General features: G+C 62.8%; 26 protein-coding genes and 1 pseudogene. 6 read left to right on the top strand and 21 right to left on the bottom strand.

Going from position 1 to position 26,596, the window contains the following annotated elements; all coding sequences use genetic code 11:
- Positions 1-10 precede the first annotated feature (10 nt).
- Complete coding sequence (locus tag GGC65_RS17380) at positions 11-640, bottom strand: response regulator (RefSeq protein WP_192648307.1); 630 nt, start codon at positions 638-640, stop codon at positions 11-13.
- Positions 637-3,717 carry a sensor histidine kinase gene (locus tag GGC65_RS17375; protein WP_192648306.1) on the bottom strand — a complete coding sequence of 1,027 codons (3,081 nt, stop codon included), beginning with the start codon at positions 3,715-3,717 and terminating at the stop codon, positions 637-639. Before GGC65_RS17375 ends, GGC65_RS17380 begins: the two co-directional genes overlap by 4 nt.
- A 145-nt stretch (positions 3,718-3,862) precedes the next feature.
- On the opposite strand from GGC65_RS17375, the gene GGC65_RS17370 reads away from it, so the two are divergent.
- Complete coding sequence (locus tag GGC65_RS17370) at positions 3,863-4,213, top strand: hypothetical protein (RefSeq protein WP_192648305.1); 351 nt, start codon at positions 3,863-3,865, stop codon at positions 4,211-4,213.
- Positions 4,214-4,392: 179 nt separating this feature from the next.
- Here GGC65_RS17370 and GGC65_RS17365 read toward each other — a convergent pair whose 3' ends face one another.
- Together GGC65_RS17365 and traA are read right to left on the bottom strand one after the other, a co-directional pair.
- Positions 4,393-5,136: a DUF6118 family protein gene (locus GGC65_RS17365; protein ID WP_192648304.1), complete on the bottom strand. Its 744-nt coding sequence runs from the start codon at positions 5,134-5,136 to the stop codon at positions 4,393-4,395.
- Positions 5,137-5,145: 9 nt separating this feature from the next.
- Positions 5,146-8,055: a Ti-type conjugative transfer relaxase TraA gene (gene traA / locus GGC65_RS17360; RefSeq protein ID WP_192648303.1), complete on the bottom strand. Its 2,910-nt coding sequence runs from the start codon at positions 8,053-8,055 to the stop codon at positions 5,146-5,148.
- Between traA and GGC65_RS17355 the strand changes: the two genes are divergently transcribed.
- Both GGC65_RS17355 and GGC65_RS23595 read left to right on the top strand, forming a co-directional pair.
- Positions 8,054-8,551: a conjugal transfer protein TraD gene (locus GGC65_RS17355; RefSeq protein ID WP_413052736.1), complete on the top strand. Its 498-nt coding sequence runs from the start codon at positions 8,054-8,056 to the stop codon at positions 8,549-8,551. The genes traA and GGC65_RS17355 overlap by 2 nt on opposite strands.
- Positions 8,541-8,780, top strand: a complete 240-nt coding sequence (locus GGC65_RS23595; protein ID WP_318780182.1) for a conjugal transfer protein TraD — start codon at positions 8,541-8,543, stop codon at positions 8,778-8,780. Before GGC65_RS17355 ends, GGC65_RS23595 begins: the two co-directional genes overlap by 11 nt.
- Positions 8,781-8,790: 10 nt before the next feature.
- Here the strand turns inward: GGC65_RS23595 and GGC65_RS17345 are convergent, their stop codons facing one another.
- Genes GGC65_RS17345 through GGC65_RS17325 form a run of 5 tightly spaced genes read right to left on the bottom strand, consistent with a single transcriptional unit; the run spans position 8,791 to position 11,593 of the window.
- Positions 8,791-8,973, bottom strand: coding sequence for a hypothetical protein (locus tag GGC65_RS17345; RefSeq protein WP_192648302.1), 183 nt, complete (start codon positions 8,971-8,973; stop codon positions 8,791-8,793).
- 42 nt (positions 8,974-9,015) lie between these two features.
- Positions 9,016-9,456, bottom strand: a complete 441-nt coding sequence (locus GGC65_RS17340; RefSeq protein WP_192648301.1) for a MucR family transcriptional regulator — start codon at positions 9,454-9,456, stop codon at positions 9,016-9,018.
- A 12-nt stretch (positions 9,457-9,468) separates the two neighbouring features.
- On the bottom strand, positions 9,469-10,389 hold the full coding sequence (locus tag GGC65_RS17335) for a nucleotidyltransferase and HEPN domain-containing protein (protein WP_192648300.1): 921 nt from the start codon (positions 10,387-10,389) through the stop codon (positions 9,469-9,471).
- Positions 10,390-10,448: 59 nt separating this feature from the next.
- On the bottom strand, positions 10,449-10,703 hold the full coding sequence (locus GGC65_RS17330) for a sigma-70 region 4 domain-containing protein (protein ID WP_225940876.1): 255 nt from the start codon (positions 10,701-10,703) through the stop codon (positions 10,449-10,451).
- Positions 10,700-11,593 (bottom strand): ArdC family protein, encoded by an 894-nt coding sequence (locus GGC65_RS17325; protein ID WP_192648299.1) that lies wholly within the window; start codon positions 11,591-11,593, stop codon positions 10,700-10,702. Before GGC65_RS17325 ends, GGC65_RS17330 begins: the two co-directional genes overlap by 4 nt.
- 549 nt (positions 11,594-12,142) lie before the next feature.
- On the opposite strand from GGC65_RS17325, the gene GGC65_RS17320 reads away from it, so the two are divergent.
- Positions 12,143-12,376, top strand: a complete 234-nt coding sequence (locus GGC65_RS17320) for a helix-turn-helix transcriptional regulator (protein ID WP_192648298.1) — start codon at positions 12,143-12,145, stop codon at positions 12,374-12,376.
- Positions 12,377-12,432: 56 nt separating this feature from the next.
- Here the strand turns inward: GGC65_RS17320 and GGC65_RS17315 are convergent, their stop codons facing one another.
- Positions 12,433-12,756 carry a DUF736 domain-containing protein gene (locus tag GGC65_RS17315; RefSeq protein ID WP_192648297.1) on the bottom strand — a complete coding sequence of 108 codons (324 nt, stop codon included), beginning with the start codon at positions 12,754-12,756 and terminating at the stop codon, positions 12,433-12,435.
- A 203-nt stretch (positions 12,757-12,959) separates the two neighbouring features.
- On the opposite strand from GGC65_RS17315, the gene GGC65_RS23460 reads away from it, so the two are divergent.
- The gene (locus tag GGC65_RS23460; RefSeq protein ID WP_225940875.1) at positions 12,960-13,178 is read left to right on the top strand and encodes a hypothetical protein; all 219 of its coding nucleotides are present in this window, start codon (positions 12,960-12,962) and stop codon (positions 13,176-13,178) included.
- Positions 13,179-13,512: 334 nt separating this feature from the next.
- Here GGC65_RS23460 and GGC65_RS17310 read toward each other — a convergent pair whose 3' ends face one another.
- The 4 genes and pseudogenes from GGC65_RS17310 to GGC65_RS17295 form a co-directional block, all read right to left on the bottom strand.
- Positions 13,513-15,312 carry a ParB/RepB/Spo0J family partition protein gene (locus GGC65_RS17310; RefSeq protein WP_192648296.1) on the bottom strand — a complete coding sequence of 600 codons (1,800 nt, stop codon included), beginning with the start codon at positions 15,310-15,312 and terminating at the stop codon, positions 13,513-13,515.
- Positions 15,313-16,006: 694 nt separating this feature from the next.
- Positions 16,007-16,327: pseudogene (locus tag GGC65_RS17305) on the bottom strand (ATP-binding protein); the annotation flags it as partial.
- Positions 16,328-16,461: 134 nt separating this feature from the next.
- On the bottom strand, positions 16,462-16,908 hold the full coding sequence (locus tag GGC65_RS17300; protein ID WP_192648295.1) for an ASCH domain-containing protein: 447 nt from the start codon (positions 16,906-16,908) through the stop codon (positions 16,462-16,464).
- Entirely contained in the window at positions 16,895-19,051 is a 2,157-nt protein-coding gene (locus tag GGC65_RS17295; RefSeq protein ID WP_192648294.1) for a GNAT family N-acetyltransferase, read from the bottom strand. The genes GGC65_RS17300 and GGC65_RS17295 overlap by 14 nt, the downstream gene beginning before the upstream one ends.
- Before the next feature lie 232 nt (positions 19,052-19,283).
- On the opposite strand from GGC65_RS17295, the gene GGC65_RS17290 reads away from it, so the two are divergent.
- Complete coding sequence (locus GGC65_RS17290; protein ID WP_192648293.1) at positions 19,284-20,627, top strand: DUF5677 domain-containing protein; 1,344 nt, start codon at positions 19,284-19,286, stop codon at positions 20,625-20,627.
- Positions 20,628-20,654: 27 nt separating this feature from the next.
- Here the strand turns inward: GGC65_RS17290 and GGC65_RS17285 are convergent, their stop codons facing one another.
- From GGC65_RS17285 to GGC65_RS17255, 7 genes are all read right to left on the bottom strand, one after another.
- Positions 20,655-21,575, bottom strand: a complete 921-nt coding sequence (locus GGC65_RS17285; RefSeq protein ID WP_192648292.1) for a M14 family metallocarboxypeptidase — start codon at positions 21,573-21,575, stop codon at positions 20,655-20,657.
- 21 nt (positions 21,576-21,596) lie between these two features.
- Positions 21,597-23,009: a HEPN domain-containing protein gene (locus tag GGC65_RS17280; RefSeq protein ID WP_192648291.1), complete on the bottom strand. Its 1,413-nt coding sequence runs from the start codon at positions 23,007-23,009 to the stop codon at positions 21,597-21,599.
- Between the two features lie 87 nt (positions 23,010-23,096).
- A complete protein-coding gene (locus GGC65_RS17275) occupies positions 23,097-23,999 on the bottom strand; it encodes an endonuclease/exonuclease/phosphatase family protein (protein ID WP_192648290.1) in 903 nt (300 codons plus the stop codon).
- 142 nt (positions 24,000-24,141) lie between these two features.
- Positions 24,142-24,753, bottom strand: coding sequence for a hypothetical protein (locus GGC65_RS17270; RefSeq protein ID WP_192648289.1), 612 nt, complete (start codon positions 24,751-24,753; stop codon positions 24,142-24,144).
- Between the two features lie 52 nt (positions 24,754-24,805).
- A complete protein-coding gene (locus GGC65_RS17265; protein WP_192648288.1) occupies positions 24,806-25,255 on the bottom strand; it encodes a PIN domain-containing protein in 450 nt (149 codons plus the stop codon).
- 38 nt (positions 25,256-25,293) lie between these two features.
- Positions 25,294-26,091, bottom strand: a complete 798-nt coding sequence (locus GGC65_RS17260; protein ID WP_192648287.1) for a hypothetical protein — start codon at positions 26,089-26,091, stop codon at positions 25,294-25,296.
- Positions 26,091-26,519 carry a hypothetical protein gene (locus tag GGC65_RS17255; RefSeq protein ID WP_192648286.1) on the bottom strand — a complete coding sequence of 143 codons (429 nt, stop codon included), beginning with the start codon at positions 26,517-26,519 and terminating at the stop codon, positions 26,091-26,093. Before GGC65_RS17255 ends, GGC65_RS17260 begins: the two co-directional genes overlap by 1 nt.
- Between the last annotated feature and the right edge of the window lie 77 nt (positions 26,520-26,596).

Here is a 26,596-nt window from a genome sequence, read left to right as displayed (position 1 = left end):
GAGCCGCAGATCAAAGCGTGATGATACCCCGGCGCAATGCGGTCGTGACCGCCTGCGTGCGATCGGCGACGCCGAGTTTGATGAAGATGGTTCGCAGGTGCGCCTTCACCGTTTCCTCCGAAACCGAGAGCTCCCAGGCGACGAGCTTGTTCGCCTTGCCGGTCGCGACCTGCTCGAGAATCGCGATTTCGCGCGGGCTCAGCGGCTCCTCGGCGGCGTGAATGGCGATTTCCTGAGCAACCTCGGCCGGAACATAGCGGCGCCCCGCATGGACCGAGCGAATGGCCGTCAGCAGCTCGTCGATAAGCGAGCTTTTGAGCAGATAGCCACAGGCCCCGGCCTTGAGAGCCCGGACCGCCTGCACGTCCCCCGAATAGGTGGTGAGGACGACGAGCCGGGCATTGGGCGATTCCGAACGTATCGCCGCGATGGCGTCGATCCCCGACATGCGCGGCATCTGAAGGTCCATCAGCGTCACATCGGGCCGCAGCTTGCGGTGGAGCTCGACGGCCTCGGCGCCATCCTCGGCTTCGCCGACAACCTGCATGTCCGCCTCGGGCGCGACGATGGCCGCAATGCCCTCGCGCAGCATGACATGATCATCGACGATGAGGAGCCGGATCGGATGGTCTGTTTTCAAGACAGGGGCTTTCGCAAAGGGAGCAGAGACCGAAGCCGCTGCAGGATACCGGCAGGACGGCCGCCATACGCCGCAGGGGCCGGAATCGACAGCGACACCTCGGTTCCGCGGTCCGGCACGCTGCTTATCGTCAGATCGGCGCCGATGCGCTCGGCCCTTTCGCGTATCCCGACAAGTCCGTAATGACCGGCGCGCGAGCCCTGCAAGGCAACCTCCTCGGGGATACCCTTGCCATCGTCGCGCAAGGCGAGCTTGAGGTCGCGGGTACCCCACAGCAGGTCGATCCGGAGCGATCTTGCTCCTGAATGATGGACCACATTCCGGATCGCTTCTTCACAGATCCGCTCGATCTCCTCGAAGGCGATCGGGTGAAGACCATGCGGCGTCCCCTCGCTGGTCATCCGCACGTCGATGCCGGAGCCTGTGGTGATATCGCGGGCGAGTTCGAGAAGCGCCGTCTCCAAACCGGTGTCACTGCGCGGGGCTCTGAGGTCGCGCACGCGGTCGCGGCCGTCGATCAAGACACCCTGCGCCTTGGTCAGCGCTTCGTCCAGCGGTTGCCGTTCGCTTGCCGGCAGGCGGTTAACCCCGGCCTTGAACTGGAGCATGAGCGCCTGGAAGCCCTGCAGAAGCGTATCGTGCAGTTCGCGGGCGATGCGCTCGCGCTCCGCGATCCGGACGTCGAAACGGCCCTGCAGGCGCGCCTCGAGTTGCCGGATCCGGAACAGATAGGCGACGGCGCCGAGCGCGAGCAGCAAAAGCCCGACGAGCATCTTGAACCAGATTGACTGCAGGAACGTCGGCGGAATGGTGACCTCGAGTACCGCGCCCTTCCGGTTCCAGACGCCATCCTCGTTCGCGGCGATGACGCGGAAGCGATAGGTACCGGGTCCAAGATTGGTATAGCTCGCCTGTCGGCGGCGCCCCGGATCCACCCACTCCGCATCCTGACCTTCCAGCCGGTAACGGACCTGGACGCGTTCAGGCACGCCGAGGCTGAGCGCGGCAAAACCGAAGGTCAGCGACGAGCTGCCGGCTGGAAGTCGAACCTCCTTGGGATCGAAATATTTCACGCCGTCCGCGATCAGAGTGCCGATTGCGACGGGGGGCGGCAGTTTGTTCGACGTGATGTGCGCGGGGTCGATCCACACCGTCCCGGCGAGCGTCGCTCCCCAGATTCGCCCGTCGCCACCCTGAACGATCGACTGCATGCTTTGCCGGGCGTAGCGGTCCGGAAGGCCGTCGACGAAGTCGAACAGGCGGTAGGGTGCCGTGTAGCTCGGATCGCTCAAGGCTCGCTCGACCTCGTCCGACTGCATGCGCACGAACCCCCTATAGCCGAGCGCCCATGTCTCCCCCTTGGCCGTCTGAACGATCCCGTTGACGCCGCGCAACCCCGGCACGCGACCGAAGCCGAAGGACGTGATTCTGCCATCCTTCAGGCGGCCGAAGCGATCCGCTCCGGCGATCCATATGCCGGCGCGGGTCGGCGCCATCGTATAAATCGTACCGAGCGATGGGCGACTGGCGGTCACGAGAGTCTGGCCTTCGGCATCGAGACGAGCGAAACGGTCGGTGCCCCAGATCATCCAGACATCCCCCTGCGCGGGATCGCGCACCATCTGGGTCGGATAGAATTCCTGCTTTTCGGTCTTGGCCGGCATGTTGAACCAGCCATTCGCGGTCTGCCTGAAGAGGCCGCTTCCCGCGCCGGTCATCCACATCCGGCCCCAGCGATCGAGACCGCATCCGTAAATCCCCGTCTCGGTGCCCAGCGGCCGGGCGAGCGAGCGCCGCGATGCGCCCGACATGACAAGTATCCGGTCGGTCAGCACGACCCAAATCGATCCTTCCGGTCCATCGCAAATCGCCTCGGGCTCGCCGGTGCCGCCCTCCACGAGCTCGGGCGTAGCGCGCGGGCGGGCACGATAGATGCTGTCCGCCTGCGCAATGATGACGCTTCCATCGCCGGCGACGTGCAGGATGTCACCATAAGCGGCTGGCTTGGTCAGCACCTTCTCGACCGCGACATTGGCGTTACGAAACCGGTCGAGCCCGAGCGACGTCGCGACCCAGATATTTCCCTCGCGATCCTCGAAGACCGCGATCGTCGCATCCGACGTCAGGCCATCGGCTGCGAGAAATTCTGTCGACGGGGCTGGCGCATGGTCCGGGCCGAGCGCGGAAGGCATCCGCAGCCGTTCGATCCCGTCGCCGCGCCGGGCGACCCAGAGGTTTCCATCCCTGTCGAACTTGATGGTGAAGCCGCGCCGGACCTTGTTGGTCGGATAGTTGAACGCGGCGGGCTTGCCCGACCAGTGGCCGCCGGGGCCTGTCACGGGCCTGACGCCGAGCGTGTCGCGCGCCCACAGCCGCCCGTCCCGATCGGTGGCGAGGTGAGACCGCATGCCGGGCTCGGAAATCATAAGCTCGAAGCGCTCGCTTCCATATCGTTTGCGGAAGATCTTGTCCCGGTAGGCCGCCCAGAGCGCCCCGTCGCGCGTCACGGCAAGGCCGGTGTTGCTGTCCCGCCCGAGGCCCGCCGTCGGCTGGATTTCGGTCCACGAGCCTTTCCGATATCGCAGGAGCGGCCTGCCGACCTGCCCGATCGCCGCCCAGATATCGCCATCCGGCGTCTGGATCATATGCACCACCTCCCCGTCGAAGCGCGGGGTCGGGACGAAGGAGAGCTTGCCGCGGCGGTAGACAGCGAACCGCCCCGACGCCGAGTAGCTCGTCCAGAGGTCGCCGTTCTTTGCAACCAGGAGCGTGCGTGGCCCTCCGGTCGGGTCGTCGACGGCTGCATCCATTCGCTCGAAGGCGGTCCCGTCGAACCGGAACAGGCCCTCGCCGCTTGCCAGCCACAGATATCCGTCGGGCGTTTGCGCGATGGCGTGGATCGGGGCGGGCGCGCCATCGTCACGGGTCCAGCGCGTATGCCGATACTGGTCGATGCCGCGGTCAGGATCGAGAGCGAAAGCCGGCCTTTCCGCGAGCGCAACGCCTGCAACCGCCGAAATAGCAAGAAGCGCCAGCGCGGCACGAAGCCGTTGCGTCTTCGGTGCGGATGTCTTCAATCGGCCCACCTGCATCCCCCCACAGCAGCGATCCAGCAATGCCGTTCTACGCTCTTCGCGAACGCTCTTCATCCCCAAAAGGCTAAGCCTGCCATACCCAATATCGGGATGTATCTCGGGCACCGCCGCGCTCTATCGGTCGGCCATGCGATCATTCTTTCCCGAGTATCCTGCAGGGACACTCGGCGCAGGCCTTTTGCTGATGCGCCTCTCCAACGCCGCTTCGCTGGCGCTCGACCCGCTCCCCTCGACCTCTGTCCACTCCTGGCTCGCCGGGCTATTGGCCCTTGCCCTGCTTCTCGGCATCCGGACCCGGACGGCGGCCCTCGCTGCCATTCTCCTGGCGCTGTTTGGGCCGCCAATGGCGGAAAACATCTCGATGCTACTTTGCCATCTATCGGCTCTCGCCGCGCTGATGCTCGGAGGGCCGGGCGCCTATTCGGCAGATGCTCGATCATTCGGTCGAAGAACCATTACGCTCCCGGGCACGTCCTGAACGGGTGACAAAATCCGGTTCGACCTCCCGCAAGAGCAGGACAGAGCCAGCTCGGATGACGCCCGATCTGGCGAGCCAAGCGATCATGAGCAGCTGCCCGGAGCGACGCGGTGCTGACCGGCCGCGGCCGTGCGCATGCGCGCAGGATTGGACCGACCGATGCCGCACGTCGCCGAGGTTCAGGACGGCGCCTCGGTCGATTCGATCTCGATCGAGCAATTGACGGGCTTCTTCTTCCGGTCCGCCTGCTTCCGGCAGGTTTCGATGGCTTTCTGGTTCCTGCCATAGATTTGAGACGCCTGCGCCAGCGCGTTCCAGCGCTCGAGGTCTGCCGCCTGCATCAGCCGAACGCCTCCACCCCACATATCGCGCGAGAGAAGATTTGCGGCGCGTCGCTCGGGCCACTGCCAGCTTTCGGGAACCGTCCGATCGATGACGGGCGGCATCGTGCACCCCGCGACGAATGCCAAAACCGCAGCAATCCCGGAACCGATAGCAACCCATCGATTCTGTTCGTCGCGCAGGCGCGCCGCGCCGAGCCTCTTTTCAAGCGAGCGTGTAATCTCGCCGAGCTGATTCTGGGCGCTCTGCCATTTGTCGTGGTCGTCGGATCGCATGCGCGCGCCCGCCAGCCGGAGTTGCTCTGCGAGCCGATCGGGAGTCAGTTGCAGGACCGGCTGGGCGGCGAGATTGTCGAGCGCCTCGCTCGTTTCCTCGAAGCTCTTCTCGATCTTCGCGAGATCGTCGCTGTAGTCGCGGCCGACAAGTTCGTCCTGACGATCGGCAAAGCGGTCTACAGCTCTGGAGAGCATGGAGATGCGCCCGGACAGCCGTGCAAAGGCCTGGTCAAGGACTACCTCGTCGGCTGCGAGCGGATCGCCGGGCGTCTCTTTGGTTTCGTTTTCAGCAGCGTTTTCGGTCATGAATGGGGCTTACAGCCCAATGCCGAGCGAACGCGAGGGGCGGAGATGCTCCTGGAGCGCGTGAGACACGCTTTTGCTCTCAAGCCGTTTCAGACCAAGCTCGTGGGTGCGGTTCCGAAGAAGCGACTCGAGCTGCGGATCTCGGTGCAGCGCTTTCGCCATGTCATTGAGCTGGGCGCCAACGCGCTTGATGCCGGCATAATCATGGTTCGCCCTGTGATGCCGCAGCTCTTCACTTCGCGACTGCCATTCCGCCACGAAGCGGTCGGCGCGCGCCGGCGCGTCGAGCCTGTACGCCCGCTCGGCGCGCATTGCCGAGATGGCACGCTGAGCACGCCCGTTCGCGGCGTCGTCGACAAGCGCCGGGTCACGCTGGAACGCCGCCGACAGGTCCTTCGAACCGCTTGCCTGCTGTGCATCCAGGTCGCGCGCGGCGCTCTCGAGGGCAGTTCGCTGATGACCAATGGGTGAGAGCCCCTTCGCGTGCATGGCGTCGATATCGCGCTGTGCGCGCGCATAGCGCTCGACCGCCCTGTCGAGAGCACTGCGGTCCGATCCCGTATCGAGTGCACGGGCGCTGACGCGAAGCTTTCGCGGTGCCGCCTCGCGCGTCTGTTCGGGGACTTTGCCCAACGCTTCGGCGGATACGCTGCGCTTGAGCTTGAGCCCTGCGAAGATCGAGCGTTTCGGCTCGGCGGCCTTCGCCGGTTCCTGCCCCCGGTAATCGCTCGCCATATCCTTCCCGCGTTCGCGCGACGCCGTGCGGACGAGCCTGTTCTGGTTCGCAAAATCGTCGCGACCATAATATAGATCGACCTGCTCGCGATGCCTGGACAGCGCGACGTAGGTCGAGTGGCTGTCTACCCCCTGCGTCGCGAGCACCTGCACCCGGTCGACCGTCATCCCCTGCGCCTTGTGGATCGTCGCCGCATAGCCATGATCGATATGAGCATAGTCCTTTACGTCGAACGCAACGCTGCGACCGTCATCGAGCATTACTGCCATGCGCATAGGACTGGCGCTCTGCACCGTACCGAGCGAGCCGTTCTTCACCCCGAGATCGCGCTCGTTCTTCAGGAACATGATGCGGTCGCCGGTCGCAAAGCTGCGCGTGCCGCGCTCGACCGCGAGCGCGACGTCATTGCCAAGCGCTCCGCCCGCCTTCAGCCGCTCGCGAACCGCCTCGTTGAGCTCTCGCACTTCGTCATTGGTGTGGGTGAGAATGATGCGGCTCGCATCCGGATGCGCCTGCCGGTCACGATCCCAGGCATCAACGAGGTCACTCCGTGCTGCCTCGCGGGTATCGGCGGCATGGACAAAGCCCGCCTCCGCATAGCGCGCGATCGCCTCGCCGGTCCGCCCGGTGGCAAGCTCGCGCGTCGCCTCGCGCTGCCAGTCTTCCTGCTGGCGGCGGATGTCCATGATTTCGATGGCGCCGTGGCGCGCGGCCGTGGCGCGGAATGCGGCGCCCGCCTCGATCGCTTGCAGTTGCTGCGGATCGCCGACCAGCACAACCTTCGCACCCTGCCGCTCGGCCTCCGACACGACGCGTTCGAGCTGGCGTGTGCCGACCATGCCGGCCTCATCGATGACAAGGACATGTTTGCTGGTCAGCCGCTCGCGATCGTTCGCCCATTGATGTTCGAGACTGGCGAGCGTGCGCGAGCCGATCCCCGAGCCATGCTCCAATCCTTCGGCCGCAATGCCCGACAGCGCTGCGCCCTGCACCTGATAGCCCGCCGCTTCCCACGCTTCTCGGGCCACGCCGAGCATCGCGCTCTTCCCCGTTCCGGCATAGCCAATGACATTGCTGATCCCGCGCGCGCCGGTGACATGTTCGAGCGCGCCGCGCTGCTCGGCGGACAGGTCTAGGCCATGCTCGGCCGCAAGCGCCAGCGCCCGTTCGCGATGGCGCTCTGCGACGGCATGATTGCGGCGCGCGTCGAGCGTCGCGGTCGCACGCTCGAGCCGCTGCTCGGTCTCGATCATTGCGCGCGATGTGAACCGATCGTCGCCGCGTCCGTCCTGCCCGAGCGCGACAAGCTCGGGCGAAGATTTGACCGCCGCCATCACCGCGTCGAACTGCTCTTTTCCCTCGCTGTGGCGATGCACGAACATCGCTAGGTCCCGGTGCGTGAAAGTCGCCTGACGGTGTGTGATCGCGTCGAGCGCAATGCCCGGATCGGCGATGATCCTGTCGCCGTTCGAACGCGCGATCTCGATATGCTCGGCAAGCCTGTCAGGCTCGAGCCCCTCGGCCGCCATACGCGACGCCGCCGGGCCGACCTTGTGCTGCGGTTCGAGGTCGATACCCTGCGCTTCCAAGGTGCGATGATCGACGCGCGCGTCGATGTCGAGCGTGGCCAGCCGTTCGTTCACATGGTCGGCCCAGGCCTCGCGCCAATGCGTCAGCATCTCGGTGCGGTTCCAGTCGCGTACCTTGGCACCGAACTCGGCGCTGCCATTCTCGCCGATGCGGACCTCGCGCATCGTCAGCATGACATGCGCGTGCGGCCTGGCGAGCCCATCGGCGCCGATATCCCAGTGCACATTGAGATCGGCGATCATGCCGCGATTAACGAACTCGCGTTGGACAAAATCGCGGGCAAGTTCGATCCCCTGCCCCTCGGTCATCTCGCGCGGGATCGCAAACTCGATCTCGCGCGCGAGCTGTGCATCCTTGCGCAGCTCGGCCGCCTCGACCTCGTTCCAGAGCTGTTCGCGATCCTGCCAGCGTTCGTCCGCCCCCTCAGGCAGCAGCACTTCGCTATGCACGACGCCCGCCTTGTTCGAGAAGTCATGGCTACGTCCAAGCCGCTCGTCGTGCAGCCGGTCGGCCGAACGATAGGCCGCGGCGGCGACCGCGCTGCTGCCGACAGCCCGCGAAATCACTTTTGCCGAGAAATGGTAGATCGCCATGAGGGCAATCCATTTACAGCAAAACGAGCACGTCGGCACGACGTATAAGCGCGCCCTCACACGATTTCATCGCGCTCGGGATCACAGCTTCTCACAAGATTTCAGCTACTTGAACGGCACGCCGACACACCATAGCTGGTTCGTCCTACACTCACAAATGGAAGGACAGACGATGCGCAAACCCCGCGATTTCGCCGCCGAACTCCAGGCGCTCACCGAAAAGGCGAAAGCGCTCAAGACGAAGAAGCAAGGTCAGTTGGGCGAGCTGGTGATCACAACCGGTGCCGATGGCCTGTCAATCGAACAGCTCGCGGGCGCGCTGCTCGATGCTGTCGGATCAGATGCCGCGCGAAAGGAGGCGTGGCGCAAGAGCGGCGCTGCCTTCTTTTGCGGGGACGGCGCCCGCGCTCGCAAAGGCGTTGGCCGGAACGCGGGCGGCGCATCGGCGATCGGTGCAAGCCCGCAATCGGCTTCAGGCGAAGCGGGTGCGGCATAACACGCGGGCCTGGCAGGTGAAGCGCCGCGAACGCACGCGCCAGCTGATCGAGCTCGGCGGGCTCGTCGCCAAGGCCGATCTGGTCGAGCTGACCGGCGACGATCGGGCGGTCATTCTCGGGCTGCTCGTCGAAGCGGCCGCAACACTGCGCGGCGAAAGCCGCGAGCAGCAATTGACGTTATGGCGCCGCCGCGGGCGGCGCGCCTTCGATCCCGAGAATTGCCAATAGCATCCGACGGTCAATCGAGCTTCGCTTCATCCTCCGGAGTGGCATCACTGGCGTTCTGCGCTGCCGGCGGATCAACCGACTTGAAGTCGACCGCACCTGATTCAGTTTCAGGAACTTCGGCGGGCGTGGGTTTATCCGAACAGCCTGACGCGAGCAGGAGAAGTGTGGCTGCCGCCATCATCTTAAGCGTCATGAGCAGTCACGATCAGCGATGTCAGTGGGCCTTCCCCCAAAACTATTTAGCCTTCGCGCGTCCGCGCGCTGCTGGCTTGCGGCCGCCACCGCGGCCCTTGGTACCGAGACCGATCTGCTTCGCCAGTTCCCGGCGCTTCTCGGTATAGTTCGGCGCCGTCATAGGATAATCTTTCGGCAGGTTCCATTTCGCGCGATACTCGTCGGGCGTCATGCCGAAATTGGTCATCAGGTAGCGGCGCATCATGGTGAGCTTTTTGCCGTCTTCGAGGCAGACGATGTGGTCGGGCTTCACCGACGCGCGCACCGACACGGCAGGCCGCTGCGGTTCGGGTTCCGGTTGGGCGTTTGCCGAAAGACCCGCGAGCGCCTCATGCACGGACCGGATTACCAGCGGGATGTCCGATATAGCGACGCTGTTGTTACTGACATGCGCGGCGACAATATCGGCGGTCAGCGTGACCAGCGTTTCATGATCTTCCAACTTCTTCTCTCCCTATTCGGCAGCGCGGTCCGCGCTGCCGAGCGCCGCGATATGATCGCGGCAAATTTTCTGGACCAAGCCTTCGAGGACGGTGACGCGCTCGCCGATCCAGGTCAGTTCCTCCGCACTGATCTTGTAGTGCGGCGAGTAGCGCGCGTTCACATAGGCGAGCCGTAATAGCTCGAAACAGCGACGGCTGAACTTGTCGTCCCGCGGCCACGCTTCGACCAGCGCTGGTGCGATCTGCTCGCACTGCGAGCGCAGGAAATTGAGGCGGTGCGACTTCGGGCTGTAGAGCGACGTCACCAGAAGTGTGCAATGGTACAGGCGCTCGGTGGCCTGATGCAGCACAAACGCGGCTTCGTTGTAATTGCCACTTTCCATTGCCGTGTTCGCCATCAGCCGGAAAGCGCCAGCGCTTTTGAACCATTTGTCGAAGTGAGTAATGGCTTCGACCCGCGCTTCGTCCGGCGGCAGATTACGCGGCTGCGCAAACTCATAACCCTCGGCCTCGTAGAGCGCGATGCCCTGCTCGACGATATCGATGAAGAAGGGACGCCCACGCTCGAGCTGCGCGTTCACATCCTTGAGCGAATGGACGATGAAGCTCACCGGCGCGGTCAGTGTGCGATTGATCGTCACCTCGCGCATCAAGCGATCTTCGGCGGCCGACCAATGCTCGAACTCGGTCAGCCGCTCATTGTTGACGACGACGAGGATATCATAGTCCGACTGATAACCGCCGACCGGATCGTCGACCCAGTCGCCGCGCGCGTAGCTGCCGTAGAGGACGATTTTGAAGATGCGGCCCTTGCGGTTCCAGTCCGAATTCCCGCGCGCATGCGCGGTCTCGAACTCCTCGAACAGGATGCGCACCACATCGGCAAGCTCGCGCTGCTTGGATTGCGGAAGATGTTCGAGACTGGTTCGCATTGCGGCAACCTTAGGAAGGCGGTGGGCCGGATGGCAAGCGCCATCCGGCCCACCGCCGATCAAAGCCAAGGCCAGACCAGACGGGGAAAGCGCGCGTGTAGGCAGCGCGACCACATGCCAAGCGCGCGGGCGAAGTCGTGGGTGACCTCATCAACGGTGATACCGTGGCGCGAGGCTAGCTCGTCATAGGGCGTGTCATCGAAACGGATCGACAGAAAGATATCGCCCTGCCGCGCGGTCATCTTGCCGAGCGCGATCACCATCCGACGCTCGGCGTCTTCAATGGTGACGGTCGCGAGATCGCGGCGCCTCATTGCTCGCCTCCCGCAAAGGCCATGAGATAGTCGCTCGCCTTGCTCGCCTGACTGGCGGCGCGGAAGATCGCCTTCTCGTCATCCCGCAGCACCGACAGCCAAGACGCGATGTAGTCGGCATGCCGGACGGTCGGCGCAATGCCGAGCGCTGCGCAGGTGAACGCCGACGCCATCTCGGCGACAAGCTCTTCCTTCGCATAGGCTTCCGATCCAAATCCGCCCTTCTGGTCACGGTCGAGACGGCTGCCATGGCCGGTCCAATGGCCAAGCTCGTGCAGCGCGGTACGATACCAATTGATCGGTTCGTGAAAAGCGGCCTGCGGCGGCACAGACACAAAGTCGTGGCTCGGGCTGTAGAAGGCTTCGCCGCCGCCGATATTTAAGCGCGCGCCGCTCGCCGCGATCAGCCCGTCGGCCTCGGCAATCGCCAGTACCGGATCGGGGCTGACCATCGGTGCGATATACTCCTCGGGCAGTCCTTCGCACTGGTCGATATTGAACACGACAAAGCGCTTCAAGAACGCCACCTGCCGCGCCTCGCGATCCTCGCACCTTGCGGCCTCTGCTTCCGCCTTCGGCGTGAACCGGTCGGCATAGCAAATCACCGTACCCTTCTCGCCGCGCCGGACAGTGCCGCCCGCCGCCTCGGCCTGCCGATAGGTGAGCCAACGCTGCGACCTATAGCCCTTGGCGATCACCTCAGCCCACAGGATCAGCACATTGATCCCGCTGTATTTGCGGGCCGTCCCCGCATTCTGCGGCATCGTGCATCCGCACGCCGCGCTGTCCCAAGGCTGCACCCATGGCAGCCGCCCTTCTTCGAGCTCCGCGATGATCCGGTTGGTGACCTCCGAATAGAGGCTCGCCCTCTCGATCCGCTCCTTACGCATGTCATTTCTCCTTCCCGCCACCGCACCCCGGCCCGGAAGGGGGCGGAGGTGGGCGGCAGGAAGGAGCCGGCAGACCCGCATCATCGGGCGGGCTGCATCCGAAGGACCGGAACGAAGAGGAGGACCCGCAAAGCGGGTTGCGGCCCGACCGGGCGGGGCTAAGGCGAGTGACGCCCAGCTCCGTCCCCGCCGCGCCGGGACGAACCACACCGCCGCAAAGCGGCGACCGCATGCGCGCCAGCGGCGCCCTATCCCATGCGAATCGGACCGTGCCGGGGTCGCTCGCGGCGCGCCAATCAGAAAGCGCGGCCATCGCCGACGGCCTCATCCGGCGGCGATAGGGTCGTGCGAGACGCGGTGAGAAAAATAAATCCAACCTACGCCGCAGCAGCACAGAGCCGCCCTCGGACGCCGACGGACGCACATGGACCTACGCCGGAGCACTCCGTCGGAAATGGCGGTTTTCCAATGTGTTGACGAAGGGCTCGTCGATCCCCTTCTATGATCTCAGGTCGACCTATGATCCCCCGACATATGGAGAAACACCGCATGGCATATCAGTCCCCGTTGCGCATGATGCGCCTCGATGAAGTCCTGAACCTCACCGGCCTCAGCCGCGCGACCCTCTACCGCAAGATCGCCGCCGGAACCTTCCCGCCGCAACACAAGCTCGCCGAGCGTTGTTGCGGCTGGCGCGCCGGCGAGGTCGAGCTCTGGCTTCGCAACCCGGTGACTTTCACTGTCGCCGACCTTGATCGCGACCAGGACCGCGACGCCGCCTGAAAGCCAGGCACGGCAAAGCCCCGCGCCGCATCCGCGGCGCGGGGTGGATGCCCGCCTCAGTCGGCGGGGTTCCAGATGAGGGCGTAGCCATCCTCGCCGTCCTGACCGGCGGCGCGTCCGAGGTTGGCATAGAGCCGGCGCGGCCCGAACTCGGGAGCGGCAAGGCTCAGCGACACATAGGGTTCGCCCGAAACCTGCCCCACGCGGATCCAGCCGGCACCAATCTCTACGCCTTCGGACCAGACCCGATAGTCGGGCTGGACGTCACCGTTCTTGCTGCGGTTGGTCCTGATCTCGATCGCCGCGCGGATCGAGAGAGTCTTGAGCTGGCCCACGAAACCTGTGTCGATGGTGCCGTTCACAAAGCCGATAGCTGCCATTGGTCGTCTCCTTGATTGTACCGCGGGACCATCCCTGCGGCATGGGCGGACCAGCGACCGGCGCATGAGGCGCCGCGCGAACCTGCAAGGGCCGCAGCGAAGCGGAGGAGTGCGGCGGTGCGATTATTTGGAGCGAAGCGACCGCGAGGAGCGTGGGCAGCACGCGGGGAAATAATTGCGCCGCCGCACTTTCGCGGGGCGCCGTGCCGGTTCAGGTCACATCGCCCGTCGCCGGGATGATCCTGCAAAAGATGTGGAGCGATCTCGAGCTATCGATCTGGACGATCAAACCTCGAAACTTGAGTGGTAAAGGCGATCTCACTGCGCTCCGTCGCTTCGATCAGAACGGCCCAGCTCGAGCCGGCATTACGCGCTCATATCGGCTCATTCTGGACAACAAGAAAATCATGCCCAACACATAGGATTTGGCGTTTTCGTACAATCCAATTGCCAGAATCGACATTATCGGGCTCCGCAACTTCCGCCTGGGGCTTGGCGATTAGCGACCCCGGCAAGTCAGGGGCGGCGGGGCGAAGGATGCAGCATCCTCGTATCGGCGGCGCGAAGGCAACTTCGCGTCGCCTCTTTCTTTGGCCGAAACGCGGACCGTCGCCGCTTGCGGCGGCGGCGGCGGCGGCGGCGGCGGCGGCGGCGGCGGCGGCGCGCCAAAATCATGAACACCGCGCCGGCCCGCAAGGCCGGCGCGTCATTTTGCGCCCGCAAAAAGGCGGGCGACCGAAGCCGCCCGCTACATCTTCACGCTGCCAACGGCTGCTCCTGCTCGCGCTCGGGTTCAGCCGTAGCGGGAACCGCAAGCTCTTGCGCGACCCGCCGCGCCGATCCGACGCTGCCGACCCCGCCGCGATCCGTATAGGCCGAAGGCGGGAACGCCATCCATTGCGGCACCCACGGCTCGGCCTTGGCCCGACCGTTCGCACCCTCAAGACAATCTGCGATGATCGCTTTCAGCGCCTTGCCCTTCTCACCGGCGTTCGCTCCCGCGACCTCCGGCCCCGCGACCTCGCCGGTGATGGCGAGCAGGACTTCGCGGTCGCGAAGCTGGTCGAAGAAGGCCGCGTCCGCCGACCAGTGCTGGCGCATGTCGGTGCCGAGATGGAGACCGATCATCTCCACCGCCTCGCTTCCGGCCTGCAATGTCTCGCCCATGACGATCGCCACGATCTCCAACACCACCGGATCGGGCAATTCGAGCAACCGCGCGAACAGCGGCGCAAAAGGGGGACGATGGAGCGGCCTTCCCGTGACCGTCGGCGCTTCCGCGTCGAATGCCAGCACTTCTAATACCGCACGGCGCTTGAGGTCGAACGTCGCCTCGGCTGAACAGCCCTCGACGCTCTCCGCGATATCCTCCTTCGGCGCGCGCTGGCCCTCGACATCGACGCGCCAGAGGTCCGCGCCCGCGATCACATGCGCGAGCATCGCGCGAAGCGCCACGCCCCCGTGACCCGCCAGATCGGCGCGTACCGCCGCATGGCGATGCAGGTCGATATAGGCATTGAGCGGTCCCGACACCTCGGGGCGCACCGGCTTCGCGAGAACCGCATCGCCCTCGCCGTCCGCGCCGCCGCCCGAAAGCCGCTTCGCTTCCTTGGTAGTGACGAAACCTTCGTGGAAGCTGACCTCACCGCTCTCACGAACCTCGACATAGATACGGCCACCCTTGCGCTTGCCCGCATGGGCATGATCCCACGACCGGAACCAGTCGCCGCGCGCCATGACGACGACATCGGACCATCCCGCTTCGAGATAATCGGCCTTGCGCGCCTCGATGGCGGCCATCTGGGCCGACCAGAAAGCGTCGGCATCGGCAAAGAAACTGTCTTCGCCAAACAGGTCGGACACGACCGCCGCCTTCGTTTCCGCGACATCGAACAGCGCGTGTTTCACCGCGATGGCCGTGCCGCCGAACAGCCATGCTTTCAGCTGATGGCCGGTCGGGCAGTATGCGCCTTCATCGTCGAACAGCGCGAGCCATGCCTTCTGCTGGCTCTTTGACGCGAGGGTCAGATGACGAACCGTGCCCGCATCGATCTCGCCGCCGCGATAGAGGGTGCGGATTCGCGGCAGGAGATTGCCGAGCGCAAGAATGCGCTTCACGGCGCGCGGCTCGAACCCGAAGCTGTCCGCGACCTCCTCGACCGTGCGCCCCGCCTTCACGAGTGCGACGAATGCTTCCCACTGACTGACCTCGTCGGGCTGAACCCGCGCGAGATTTTCGAGCATAGACGCTTCCAAGGCATCGGCATCATCGCCTTCGTCGAGAATGGCGCACGGGATCGGCTTCACCGCCCCGCCCTCACGCGCCACCGCATTGACGGCCGTGAAGCGGCGACGCCCCGCGACGATCTCGAAATGGCCTTCGGCACACCCCTCGACGCCGCTCGGGACAGGATTGGGCCGGACGAGCAGCGGAACCAGCACCCCGCGCGCGCGGATGCTCGGCATAAGGTCCGTGACGTCGGGGTCGTTCCCCTTCCCACGCATGTTGGCGGCGGCGATGGACAGATTGCCCATATCGATGAAATCAAGCTTCATGACGTTCTTCCTTCTCTTCAACCACACCCGGCCCCGGACGGCGGGGCGGGCGGCGAGAAAAGGCGACGGGACCGCGCCGAAGGGCGGCGCGCACCCGAAGGGCTGCAACATAGTGAAGGAGCCGATGCGAAGCAGCGGCTTGCACACCGGCCGAGCGGGCCCATAGCCGCGCGCCGAACGACACGCAGTCCGTGGCCGGCCCATCGGCAACGCCGCCGTGCGGTCAGCGCGGCGTCAACATCGGAGAACCAACGCGCCCTTGGCGAAGCCGCAGGCGGGGCGGCGTGCGTGTGCAAATGTGCTTAGCCGCCGCCCCGACAAGATCAGCGAGCCAAGAGCGCCGCGCGGCCAACCGTGCAAAGGTGCGCCCTCTGGCGGCAGCTTCTCGCCGCCAGTGCGCGCTCATTTGAGGCCGCGCTCACCAGACAGCTTTGCGCCTCATCCCAGACGTAGCCGGTCGCCAAGGCGGTAACCCGGAAGCTGTCGTTCGCGCTCTCAACAATTCTTGTTTCAGATTAGCTGTCAAACGGCGTTCAAAATGGACCCCGATCGGCGTCGAAGAGGGACCCCCTTTTCGGGTATGATGCTGGTTAGTTGAGGATCGCCTTGCGCTGCGTGCGGCGGAGGGCGGGCGTAGCCCGACCGGAGGCGCGCGCAGCGCAAGATAGATTTTTGAAGGCGCCGAAGGTGGCTGTCAGCTGCGGTTTTTGAAGCGCCAGCTGTCGTTGCCCGTCTCGATGATATCGCAGTGGTGGGTGACGCGGTCGAGCAGCGCGGTGGTCATCTTGGGATCACCGAACACGGTAGGCCACTCGCCGAAGGCGAGGTTGGTGGTGATGATGACGCTGGTGCGCTCATAAAGCTTGCTGATGAGGTGGAACAGCAACTGCCCTCCCGAGCGGGCGAACGGCAGATAACCAAGCTCGTCGAGCACGATCAGGTCGAGCCGCGACAGCTGCGCCGCCAGGGTCCCGCCCTTGCCGATCCGGGTCTCCTCTTCGAGGCGTGTCACCACGCTGGATGCGCGCCCATTACGGCGCGTGTGCGTTTCAGGATTGGTGAGAAGTACTGGAAAAGCCGACGTCAAACACGGGGCTCTTGATTTTCAACTTCGGTTCGACCAGTCATCGAAGGCTCGATAGACAACTATCATACACGTTCAGATGGGAAGAAATGCTGTTCAAGCCCACTCGCCTCCGTCGGGGTGAGCCGCGTGATGACCTGCGGCGGATGAAAGCCTGCGCGGAGCTCCTTCAACGCAGACATCGAAATCGGGCGACCGACCTCTACCTCTCGAAGAATAAGTCCATAAGCCTTCGTCGATCCGCGGAGATAATTGTCGAAATCGGGTTTGACCAAACCGGTACGCGGACCACAGGCGCGCCAGACATCGTCAGGAGTCCCCTCAACGATTTCGCTAACACGGGCAACGCCCCGAACCTCACCGACGGGTTTTGTGACATAAATCCAGAGCCGGGCACCAAGCTTGATTGGCGGGATTCTGCGACGGATCTCGACTGTTTTGGAGCCGTTAAAGATGGCGTTAGCGAAACTTGGGCGAATAGAAATCAATAACTCGTCGTCAACCGAGGTCACGAAGCCATCCTTGCGTGAGAATTTGCGTAATCTTCTCACTGGGAAGCGAGACGGCGGAAATGAGATTGGCGTTACCGGCGGCGCCGATCGCCTTCAAGTAGCCCAACGGCACTGGCACGGGAAGCGCGAATAAGTTGTCAAAGCTTGTAATCAAAATATCGTCCGTGGCCGAGAAGGCATCCACGTCGTCGACCACGAGCCGGCGCTGACTGTCGGCCGAAAGTTCTGCTTTCGGCTGCAAGGTGCGATCAACCACACGGCCTACTGCAACCACTGCTCCGCGCCCGCCCGTACGGCTGGATTCGTAAAACAGAATCGGGCCGTCCATCGGCATCAGCGGAGCGTTGCGCGGGGCGCTCACATAGGCGCGCCGGGCGAGGAAGGCCGCGTCCTTGGCTTCCATAAAGGCGAAGGCGTGCTGTGGCGCTGTGCCGAGGAGCTCGTCGGCATAGGCTTTTGCGATCGGTACGATTACACCGTTTCCGCCGGGCCATATCACGATGGCGGGCGACAGGAGGTCACCAAGCTGCGATGCCGGATAGGTCAGCACCTCACCTCCCGGTGAAGTCACGGGAACCTCAGCTTCTTCGAGCGCGGTCGTGGGCATCGCAACGGGAAGAGTGAAACCCGTCCTCCGCCGAGTTTCAGCCGCACATTCGGCCCAGTTCGCTTCCGTAAGTGGCCGCCCAAGCGCAATCTTCTGATATGCCGAGCCTGAGCGGGAACGGACAAATCCTCGCGATTGGGCGATTCGATTGACGCTCGACTGACCTGCGATATGGAGCAACTCGACAGCCGTTGGGTGCACGCCCGCTGCATCGCGGGTCAACCGATCGATCAAGAAATCTGCGAATAGTCCGGCGTCGGGTTGATCCTCGCGGGCGTGGACGAGCATACGTGCAATAGGCTGCATGCCTTGCGACACCAAGAGAATGCCGATGGCTAGTGGGCCGTCCTCCGTCCTGATGGCTCGAGCTAATCGCGTCGTGCCCGGAACGGGCGAAACGCAAAACTCACTCGCTATCCCCGCAGGCAGTGACACCAAGGTCCGATAGTCTTCAATCTCGGCTTCATTTGCTTCGCCAAACGAGAACCCGGTTCCCGACTTCTCGGGCGGCGCTGCGGCAGGCGCCTCGTCGAGGAGAAGCGAAGTGATCTCATCGACAGATATGACGTCAATTCCGATCTGTTCGAGCAATACTCCGCTCGCAGAAAGTAGCGTTCCATCTCGTGTTATGAACGCGGAGGCGCGTGACAAAGCGGCGTGGGCAATATGTGCGGCGTCGCTCAGCGACTGCGTGCTGCCAGCGGAAGGTAGGCCCGGGCCGACAAACACCATTTGATGAATCTGCGCGGCTAGTTCCTCGCATCGCGCACGATCAACCGACGGCAGGCGTGGTAAGCGAAGTGCCATTTGCAGCACGGGATCGTTCGCTTGATCCGACGACGTCCGCTTTAACTCGCGGGCGAATTCATCTGAAACGGTAAGACGAATTCGATGTGCCAGTGCTGCGCCGAAGAGTGCGCGCGCGTTATCCGACTGACGTCGGTCTCGGACGAGGTCGAAATAGACATTAAGGTCGAAAGCATAGAGCGGGTCTTCGCTGGCGCTGCGGCGCCTGATGCCGAGATCGAGATTTGCAGCCTGTTGTCGATCAGCAAAAGCGAACAGATTGTCGGATTCCAGTTCCCGCACGTGGACGAGGATCGCCCTATTCCTTGCGGATCCGCCTTTTCGCTTCATGACCTCAACGAAACCACTACGCCGATAAAAGGCGAGTGAGCCTGCAAGCGTTTCAGCTATTTCAGCCTTCAGGCTCAGAAATCCGCGGCTTTCGAGCTTTGCAACAAGCGTGCGGATCAATGTCGAAGCGATACCTTGCCGTCGCCAAGCGGGGGATGTCGCCACCTGTTGAATCTTGGCATGCGGGAAAACACCGCTGTAATGGATGTAGCCCGAGAGCTCGCCGTCCGCAGCCAGCGCGATCAGACGTCCGCGATCAATCGCCTCACGAAGCGAATTCTCGGGCCAAAAGCCCAGTGCTTCCTTCTCGGAATCTGCCAGCGCAACGATCGCGGGCAACAGTTGGACGAGGTGATCGCGCTCAACGATGGTTGATAGCGCCGTTCTCCTGCTCGCCACCTACAGATGTTCCTTCCCGTCTCTATTTGTTTAGTTCAGTCAAACGAAGAGCAGATCGACCTGGATCATCTCCCGCAGATAAGCACCTCTATTGAGGTGGATGCCTTGACATGATTTACTTTGGGCGTCGAGCCAGGATTGGTTCGGCCTCTAAAGTTCCGCGATGCTTTCGGCCTAAGGAATGGATCCGGGCGCTTACGTCGGCATTGCGAGGTCTTGGCAGGAACAACAGATGGCACGCGCGAAGGATACTCTCAGCCTCAAGAGCCGAGGCAAGAAGCCGCTTGCGAGCCTCAACACTCTGGTACTCGAACAGCTTCGCCAGGCGCCGAAAACACTTATCCGGCTTGGACTGGAAGACCTCATTGCGAGGAAGGCGCCCGACGCGCCCAAGGCTGCCTTAAAGGACTTCGCCGCCCATCTCATGGAGAAGCCTGGCGAAGCGTTTTCATGGGATGACGGAAGCGACGACGGGCGTGATTTCACGATCGAACTGACTGCCCAGGAGCTTGATCTTCTCCTCGCTCAGGCGAAGGAATTCGTCGAGGAAGATCTTCCTGAAATAATTCCTGATCTCGTCCGGACGACCGCGGCAAGCCTCCTGAAATCGTTGAAAGCCGACTGGCCTGCGCAGCGCGCGCATGAAGAGGCGCAGATGGACCAATTCTGTGAGAACTTGCGTGCGCGCTGGGGGCACGCATTCGATACGCTCCGAATGATGTACACGATTTCGACCGAAATCGGAAACGAAGTCGTCAAGTCACGCCGTCGTTCGCATGCGAAGAAGGCGCCCGTCCTGCACGATACGATGGTGAGACTGCATGCGCGCGCATGTCAGGTCACCCTGGAAATCATCACCTTGATGGAACGCGGTTTCGCAGATGGCGCGATGGCGCGTTGGCGTACGCTCCATGAAATCACGATCGTCGCCGCACTTCTGGTCGAGCATGGGGAGGACTTGGCCGTCCGTTATCGCGCGCACGAAGCGGTCGAATCAAAACGCGCGATGGATCGGTTTGCGCTCTATCATGAGCAACTCGGCTATGGCCCACCGAGCGCCGAGGAAATCGAAGCGATCGACAGGGACTATGAGGCAGTGCTTGCCAGATTCGGCGACCGGTTCGGATCCGAATATGGGTGGGCCGCTTTCCACCTTGATATGAAGAAGCCCCGGCTCGTCGATCTTGAAGCGGCGCTTGGGCGCGCGGCCATGCAATCCTATTACCGCATGGCGAGCTACAATGTTCATGCCGGCACACGCGGACTGACGTTTCGGCTCGGTATACTGGAAGGCGAGAACGCGCCGATCGCAATTGCAGGGGCGAGCAACGCGGGCTTTGTGGACCCGGCGCGCAACACCGCATCCGACCTGACTTTTATCACCTCCCTGTTGTCTTCGGGGACCGACCGGTTCGATCGGATGGTCGAATGGCAGATATTGATCAATCTGCGGGATGAACTGCCGAAGAAACTCGACAAGGCTCAGCGCGAACTCGATCGGGCCTGTCGCGCACAACTGAAGATGGAGCGCCAGGCTGCGGCGAAGCGGAAGGCCAAGCGCCGGCCACAGGCCTAGTTTGAATCTCGGTCAGCGGCCGTCTCGTCAGACATTGTCCAGCGCGTAATCGAGTGCGGCCCGCACGGCGACGACCTGGGCGCGAACGCATTCTTCGGGTGTTGTGCGCGGGCTGTCAGGATAAACTTCGGTGGTGGTTGTGTAGCGGGCATCGGTAATCGATGGGCACAGGCCGAGTTCCTTGAGCGGATATTCGATGACGCCCTTCGCCACGACCTTCGATCCGATGATCTCGCCTTTGCCATCCGCCGGCGCGATGTGCGTCACGCGCTCGACCGCAGCAATAATAGCGCTCTGGAACTCCCGTTGGGGATTGGCGCTGTCGTCGACGACGTAGAATCCGTCGGGAATGATCTCGGGTTCAGGACGCTTGCCGTCGCGCGCCGCGCGTGCGGGGCCGAACTCATCGGCGTCGCTGTCGGTCGTCTCATGCAGGTCGATGTGGACGAGGAATGGCCCTCGCACGGACGCGATCAGTTCGATCAGCGCCGTCGCTTCGCGTGCCGGGCCATCGCTGCGGAAGTTACGGTTGGGGTCGATGGCATCATAGTTCCAGCGATTGATCCGTTCATAAGCCCATGGGCTCACGCATGGCGCAACGATCAGATTGATCTTGCCTGCATAGTCCGCCGCTTCGGTCTCGAGAAAGGCAAGGGCACCGAGCACGCCGCTGGTTTCATACCCGTGAACTCCGCCGGTAACCAACGCGGTCGGCAGGGATGGATCGAAATGGCGGTCGCGGAGTGCGAACAGCGTGTAGCGCTCGCCGCCATATTCGATCTCGCCATAGATGAGCTTTTCGAAACGAGCGTCCAGCGCGTCGATGCGCGGGACAATGTCAACGTCATAGCGGCGTAGGCGTGATTGCCTGCTCCGCCATTGATTGACTTCCGGTTCGTCCCAAGGCTGTCCGGGGGTGCCGACGGGATAGGTTTTCACAAACGTCATGTCTTGGCATCCATTCATTGCTTAGGGGGCGGCGCTCGCCGCGCGGGCGATATCCATGCCCCTCAGATCGGCCTCGATGGCAGCGATCACGCCTTGTGCTTCGCTCGCGTCCGTGTCCACCGGCTGGCCAGCGGCATAGTCCGGCGATTTGGGAAGAAGCTGCAATTCAGCGCGGATGACTTGCTGGGCATATGCACGCAGCTTGAAGAAAAGGGGGCGCTCGGTGGCTCTGATGATGCTCTTGCCGCGATGCACGATGGCACTTCGAACTTCATAAATTCGGCTGAATTCTGCCATGATCGCATCGCGCTGTTCAACGGATTTGCCGAGCAGATAGGCACAGCGGTTACGCAGCAATTCACCCAGCCCGATTTTGTCGGACGCGGCTTTGTCACCGAGCAGGATTTCGAGGACGACCATCGCCTGCAGGAAGGACATCAACTGGTTCCCGCCGGCGTAGCTGTCGAAGAGCCATCGGCCGGCGAGCCTGACCCGCTCAGCGTCGGGCGTGTTCGCAAACGCCTTCGCGACCTGCTCCCCCATCTCGGTCACAAGCGCGCGCTTCATCCGGGCATTTTCGAAATTGCCGTCGAGCTCATCGAAATGCAGTTCGTGGATCAACGCGCTCGTGGCTTCGTCGAGCGTGAACTGCCGATATAATCGGTAGGCGCCGTCTTCCCAGCGATGGACGCAGACTTTCAGATTCCCGGGCCGCGGCGATGGTGAATAGCGCCGCTCGACGAGGTTGTGCGCCATATATAGTCCGAAGAAGGATTTGATCGTCTCGACGACGCGCTGATCGCCCTCATTCTCGACATTCTCGGCGTTGTATCCCCGTGCATTGATGAGCAAATGGGCGCCATCCCAGCTTGCCGGACGGCGGCCGAGCAATTGGCCGCCGAGAATATGGTTGTCCAACGCCTCATCGCCGGTCGTCAACGGAAGCCAGCCGGTCAATGTGTCGCCCCCGCCGCAAATCTTGACGTCCTTGCTGAATGGCAATGCATGATTGTCTTCCATGACGTCGCGGAAAATTCCGGTCAGTGGCAGCGAATAAATATAATGATGCGGAAGGCCTGAGAATTCCTCTGCAAGTCGGCGGGCTGCGGCGACGGGATCCGCATAGCCTTCATAGGTCGTGAGCTTCTTCGTGCCTTGTTCATAGGCTTGGGGCCGCAGCGATTCTTCGACGCGGCCGATGACAAATTGCGACAGGGGGTGCGGGCCTATCATGGCATCGAGACGGGCATGCTGCAGACCGTGCGAGGGTAGCAGATCGTCCAGCGCCTGGAGTTTTCGGCGCGTTTGGCTCGTGAGCAGGAGATTGCCCATAACGACCGCATCGCCCAGCATAGGACCAAGGACTTTGGCGATCCTTTGTTGAAGAGCAGCATGGACCAGCGGTTCGGGGTCCGGTGTCGCCTTGCCAGTCATTCACCTCTCCTCGATGCGACGGTCATCACATGCAGGTGCTCGGGTCAATTCTCTGCACATTCGCCCGCTCCGGTTCGACCGGTGCCATCAGCCGCCCAATGTCACCGACACAGGGCAATGGTCTGAATAATGTTTCGTGTCAGGTGGGTAGAGCGTCTCGGAAAACGCGAGCATATCGGCGCCCGCTCTTTTATCGAACACGATATGGTCTATGAAGCTGTCGTAACGCGGATCGCATTTGGGGGAGATGCCTTCGTCGGCAAGGCGGAGGTCGGCGTTCGCCGGCTCGCCATCGTCGATCTCGGCCCAGACGCTATCACCGGCAAGGCCGAGACGGCGGTTCCAGTCGCCAAGGACGATAAAGCGGTCGGGATCGGCCGCTGCGGCGTCGATCCATGCTTCCAGCGCCGGCACCTGTTGCTGAAGCGTAGGGCAGGCCTTTGCCTCGCTCCCCGAAAAGCAGCCCGACTTGAGGTGAATGCCGAGGAGGCGCAGCGGCGCGCGTCCCGACGGCCGCAGTGTAATGTCGATCCCTGAGCGAAGCTGGGCGTTGCCGAGCATCAACGAGGTGACGCCCGCGTGACGATCGAACGGAATATTCTTCTTGATTGCGAAGCCGACCGCTTGCCGGAACACCGTCTGTGTCTTGTTCTCGCCGCCGCAGGTGCCGCTGGGGCTTCCTTCTCTCGTCTCCATCACGATGTTGTAGCGCGAAGGATCGAACACGCGCGCGGCGGCTGCCGGGTTTTCGGCCTCCTGGAAGGCGATCACATCGGCGTCGAGATCGTCGGCGATGCGGCGCATCGCGCGATAGTCGGCCTCGGTCCGCGGCTGACAGCCCACGCCGTCCTTTTCGGCAAGGAATTCCAGGTTCCAGCTCGCGACCTTGAGCGGCGACGCGGCGGGCGTGACTGGTCGCGGGCCGGTGTGCGGCTCAGTGCAGGCGGCGAGGGTAAGCGTCAGGGCGAGCGCGGTGGCTATGCGATTCATGGCGTTTCTCTGGCGTGCGTCGACGCGGGGTTCAAGTGGGGGCGCGTCATTCGAAATCCTGACTGTGTTGACGACGTGGTTCGCGGTTGTCGCGACCGTCGCCGCTCAATGCGTCGTCGTCGCGAAGAGCCGCGATCTCGCGCTAGTTCAACAGCCGCCTCGCCAGATTGAGATAGGCCTGGAGGATGTTCCCGGCACCGAAAGGCAAGCTTCGCATGATGCGGGCATCGATCCGGTAAGTACGGTCGCCGAACCGCAAGATGAGATCTCCCTGCTCGCGCGCCTGTATCCTTTCCCGCAGTTGGGCGACTTCACTGCTGACGGTACTGCTGCCGATGGCGATTTCGAGTTCGGCCCCTTCCTTGTCCAAATTGTCGAGCTCGACGAGAATCCGGACCGCGTCATTTTCCAGTGTTGCTTGCCGATCGGCGATGGCCTGACGTCGCGATTCCAGCTTGATGATATCGACCAGCTTTGACCTTTCCTCTTGAAGAAGCCTGATTTTTTCTTCGTGATCTTCCGCCTCGGTGATCATCCGCTCGATCTCGGTAACCTTTGCTAGGCGCTTGACCAGGTTTGAATCCGAGCTTCTAATCGAGAAGCCGAGCAACGTCAGGCCGAGCGGCGCCGCCAAAGCAGCGGCCAGGCCGAACCACAAGACATATTCGGGATCATTTTTCGACAACAATCCTAGATAAACCACTCCGGCGAGGAGCATGACCCCCGCAATTGCCGCCGCCCCGCGCTTGAACATTCAGCCCTCCCTGTGTCGTGCTGGTCAAATCGACCCCTAAAGCAAAGCCTCGCTATCTTCGAAATGTGATGACGAGAAACTCGCTCTTCTTGTCGCTCGCTGCGGCGAACGGCGGTCCCGACGAAAAATGGAGTTTGAGAAGGTGGTCGATCGGGCACAATGAAGCTGGAACGATTGCAGCGTCCGCGGCTTCGCAGAAAGCGGCAACGCGTTTCGGCGCCACCTCGCGGGAGTCGCGAAGCAATGCCTTAAGCTCGTCAAGCAATGGCTTATCTGACAACTGCTGCTGATCGACGTCGGTCAACGCGCTAATCGCCGCATCCCGCGTCTTTTTCCCATTTTGCGTAAGATGCCTCACGAGTTCGCGCGTGACGATCTCGGACAGGACGAGGTCGCTCGGCAAGTCGGCGAATTGCGAGAGTTGACCCAGCAACCCGGATTCGAGCCGGAGACCGGCCCGGTGGACGGCGCTCGTATCCAGCGTGAGTGCATCATAGGGCATAAGGAACTTCCAAAATTCGGGCCGGCAAATGCTGCACCCTAGAATTCGGCGATGCGTGCGAGGGTCGTACGGAAACTTGTTTCGAGCTTACCCATGGACAGGGGAAGACTGTAGATTTCCGGACAGTGTTTCACGGAATAATGATCAGCAAGCACTCCCGCCCCGGACTGGAATGTCCCGGCCCGGACGATGGCGAAGGTCCCTTTGCGAAAAAATGCACGGTAAGTCGAACTTCTCGTTCCCCACTGGACCTGCGTGCGGCTGGCGTAGATGCGGCACGACCATCCCGGACCGGGCTGGGTCACAAGGACAAGATCGAACATGCGCGCAAGCTTCTGCCGGGTCTCGTCGAGAGGGCCCACGCCGTGCTTGTCTTTGCACTCGATAGCCGCGACCGGCAGCCCGCGCGGGAAGCCGCCACCATTGCCACGAAGTGATTCCGCGATGACCGCGGGGATCACGGACACGTCGATCTCATGTTTTGCCGTGCTGCGCCCGCGCCATTGCAAGCTGGAGTGCATCTCAAGCCGTCGATCCGAATGCTGTTGATGCTGCAGCATTATGAAACAGGGTGCAGCGAGGCTGGCCGCCCTTATGCCTGATTTTCCGTTGGGGAAGCCGAACGGCGCGCCGGGCGGGAGGGGGGTGCCGTCACCCTGACGCAAGCTGATCGTCCAAGGCATTGGGGCTTGGTGAACATGATGAGCGAGCTTCATCATGACAAAGGCTTCGAGCGCCTTGCCGTCATTCGCGGGAATGAACACCGGGGCATAGGCGGCCCGAAAGTTGCGCAATATGTCCAGAAGCTGCGATGATGCGAGCGCGCTCAGTGGCATCAGCGGTCCAACTCTGCAATTGGGCCGCTCAGCAATTCGACCAGGAACGCATCGAGTTCGTCAGCGAGGGTCGTATCGCCGATCGGCCCCCGGCCTTCAGCAAAGACAGTTTTGCCACCGCGCGGATCGACGAAATGAATTTCGGTCGGCTTGCCTGCCAACTTGCTGGCGAACCGTTCGGCTTCGGCGAACGCGCGCGCCGGAGCGATGAGCCTTGCTCTCATCATTTCGATGGCGGCTTTAAACTGCTCCGCTTCTTCGTAAGGAACGCTCACGAGGACGCTGTTGGCTTCGTCATCGCCCAGTGGATCGGGGCGTTCCTCAAGCCGTCCGCGATCGATTTCAGTCAGAAGCTCGCCCGCGATCGCGCCAAAGCCGGCCTCGTTCAGCAATCTCGTCAAATCCAATACGTCGTCGCTCACAGCCATGGGCGGACCTTAGCGCGGTAGGCCGTAGAGTGAAGAGTGCAGCATTCCGTTTTTGCACCAAATTGGAATGCTTAGCG

The organism is Sphingopyxis sp. OAS728, from assembly GCF_014873485.1.
In the GTDB taxonomy this organism is placed as follows: Bacteria; Pseudomonadota; Alphaproteobacteria; order Sphingomonadales; family Sphingomonadaceae; genus Sphingopyxis.
Note: the sequence above shows the minus strand (reverse complement) of the source record. Positions and strands in the feature narration are given on the sequence as shown.

What these genes read in the sequence shown, in the direction of transcription:
- GGC65_RS17275 (WP_192648290.1), bottom strand. Translation starts at nt 23,999, where the DNA reads ATGAATCGCATAGCCACCGCGCTCGCCCTGACGCTTACCCTCGCCGCC.
- GGC65_RS17285 (WP_192648292.1), bottom strand. Translation starts at nt 21,575, where the DNA reads ATGACGTTTGTGAAAACCTATCCCGTCGGCACCCCCGGACAGCCTTGG.
- GGC65_RS17290 (WP_192648293.1), top strand. Translation starts at nt 19,284, where the DNA reads ATGGCACGCGCGAAGGATACTCTCAGCCTCAAGAGCCGAGGCAAGAAG.
- GGC65_RS17330 (WP_225940876.1), bottom strand. Translation starts at nt 10,703, where the DNA reads ATGAGGCGCCGCGATCTCGCGACCGTCACCATTGAAGACGCCGAGCGT.
- GGC65_RS17260 (WP_192648287.1), bottom strand. Translation starts at nt 26,091, where the DNA reads ATGCCACTGAGCGCGCTCGCATCATCGCAGCTTCTGGACATATTGCGC.
- GGC65_RS17310 (WP_192648296.1), bottom strand. Translation starts at nt 15,312, where the DNA reads ATGAAGCTTGATTTCATCGATATGGGCAATCTGTCCATCGCCGCCGCC.
- GGC65_RS17325 (WP_192648299.1), bottom strand. Translation starts at nt 11,593, where the DNA reads ATGCGTAAGGAGCGGATCGAGAGGGCGAGCCTCTATTCGGAGGTCACC.
- traA (WP_192648303.1), bottom strand. Translation starts at nt 8,055, where the DNA reads ATGGCGATCTACCATTTCTCGGCAAAAGTGATTTCGCGGGCTGTCGGC.
- GGC65_RS17335 (WP_192648300.1), bottom strand. Translation starts at nt 10,389, where the DNA reads ATGCGAACCAGTCTCGAACATCTTCCGCAATCCAAGCAGCGCGAGCTT.
- GGC65_RS17365 (WP_192648304.1), bottom strand. Translation starts at nt 5,136, where the DNA reads ATGACCGAAAACGCTGCTGAAAACGAAACCAAAGAGACGCCCGGCGAT.
- GGC65_RS17280 (WP_192648291.1), bottom strand. Translation starts at nt 23,009, where the DNA reads ATGACTGGCAAGGCGACACCGGACCCCGAACCGCTGGTCCATGCTGCT.
- GGC65_RS17255 (WP_192648286.1), bottom strand. Translation starts at nt 26,519, where the DNA reads ATGGCTGTGAGCGACGACGTATTGGATTTGACGAGATTGCTGAACGAG.
- GGC65_RS17320 (WP_192648298.1), top strand. Translation starts at nt 12,143, where the DNA reads ATGGCATATCAGTCCCCGTTGCGCATGATGCGCCTCGATGAAGTCCTG.
- GGC65_RS17355 (WP_413052736.1), top strand. Translation starts at nt 8,054, where the DNA reads ATGAGGGCAATCCATTTACAGCAAAACGAGCACGTCGGCACGACGTAT.
- GGC65_RS17270 (WP_192648289.1), bottom strand. Translation starts at nt 24,753, where the DNA reads ATGTTCAAGCGCGGGGCGGCGGCAATTGCGGGGGTCATGCTCCTCGCC.
- GGC65_RS17345 (WP_192648302.1), bottom strand. Translation starts at nt 8,973, where the DNA reads ATGACGCTTAAGATGATGGCGGCAGCCACACTTCTCCTGCTCGCGTCA.
- GGC65_RS17370 (WP_192648305.1), top strand. Translation starts at nt 3,863, where the DNA reads ATGCGATCATTCTTTCCCGAGTATCCTGCAGGGACACTCGGCGCAGGC.
- GGC65_RS17265 (WP_192648288.1), bottom strand. Translation starts at nt 25,255, where the DNA reads ATGCCCTATGATGCACTCACGCTGGATACGAGCGCCGTCCACCGGGCC.
- GGC65_RS17315 (WP_192648297.1), bottom strand. Translation starts at nt 12,756, where the DNA reads ATGGCAGCTATCGGCTTTGTGAACGGCACCATCGACACAGGTTTCGTG.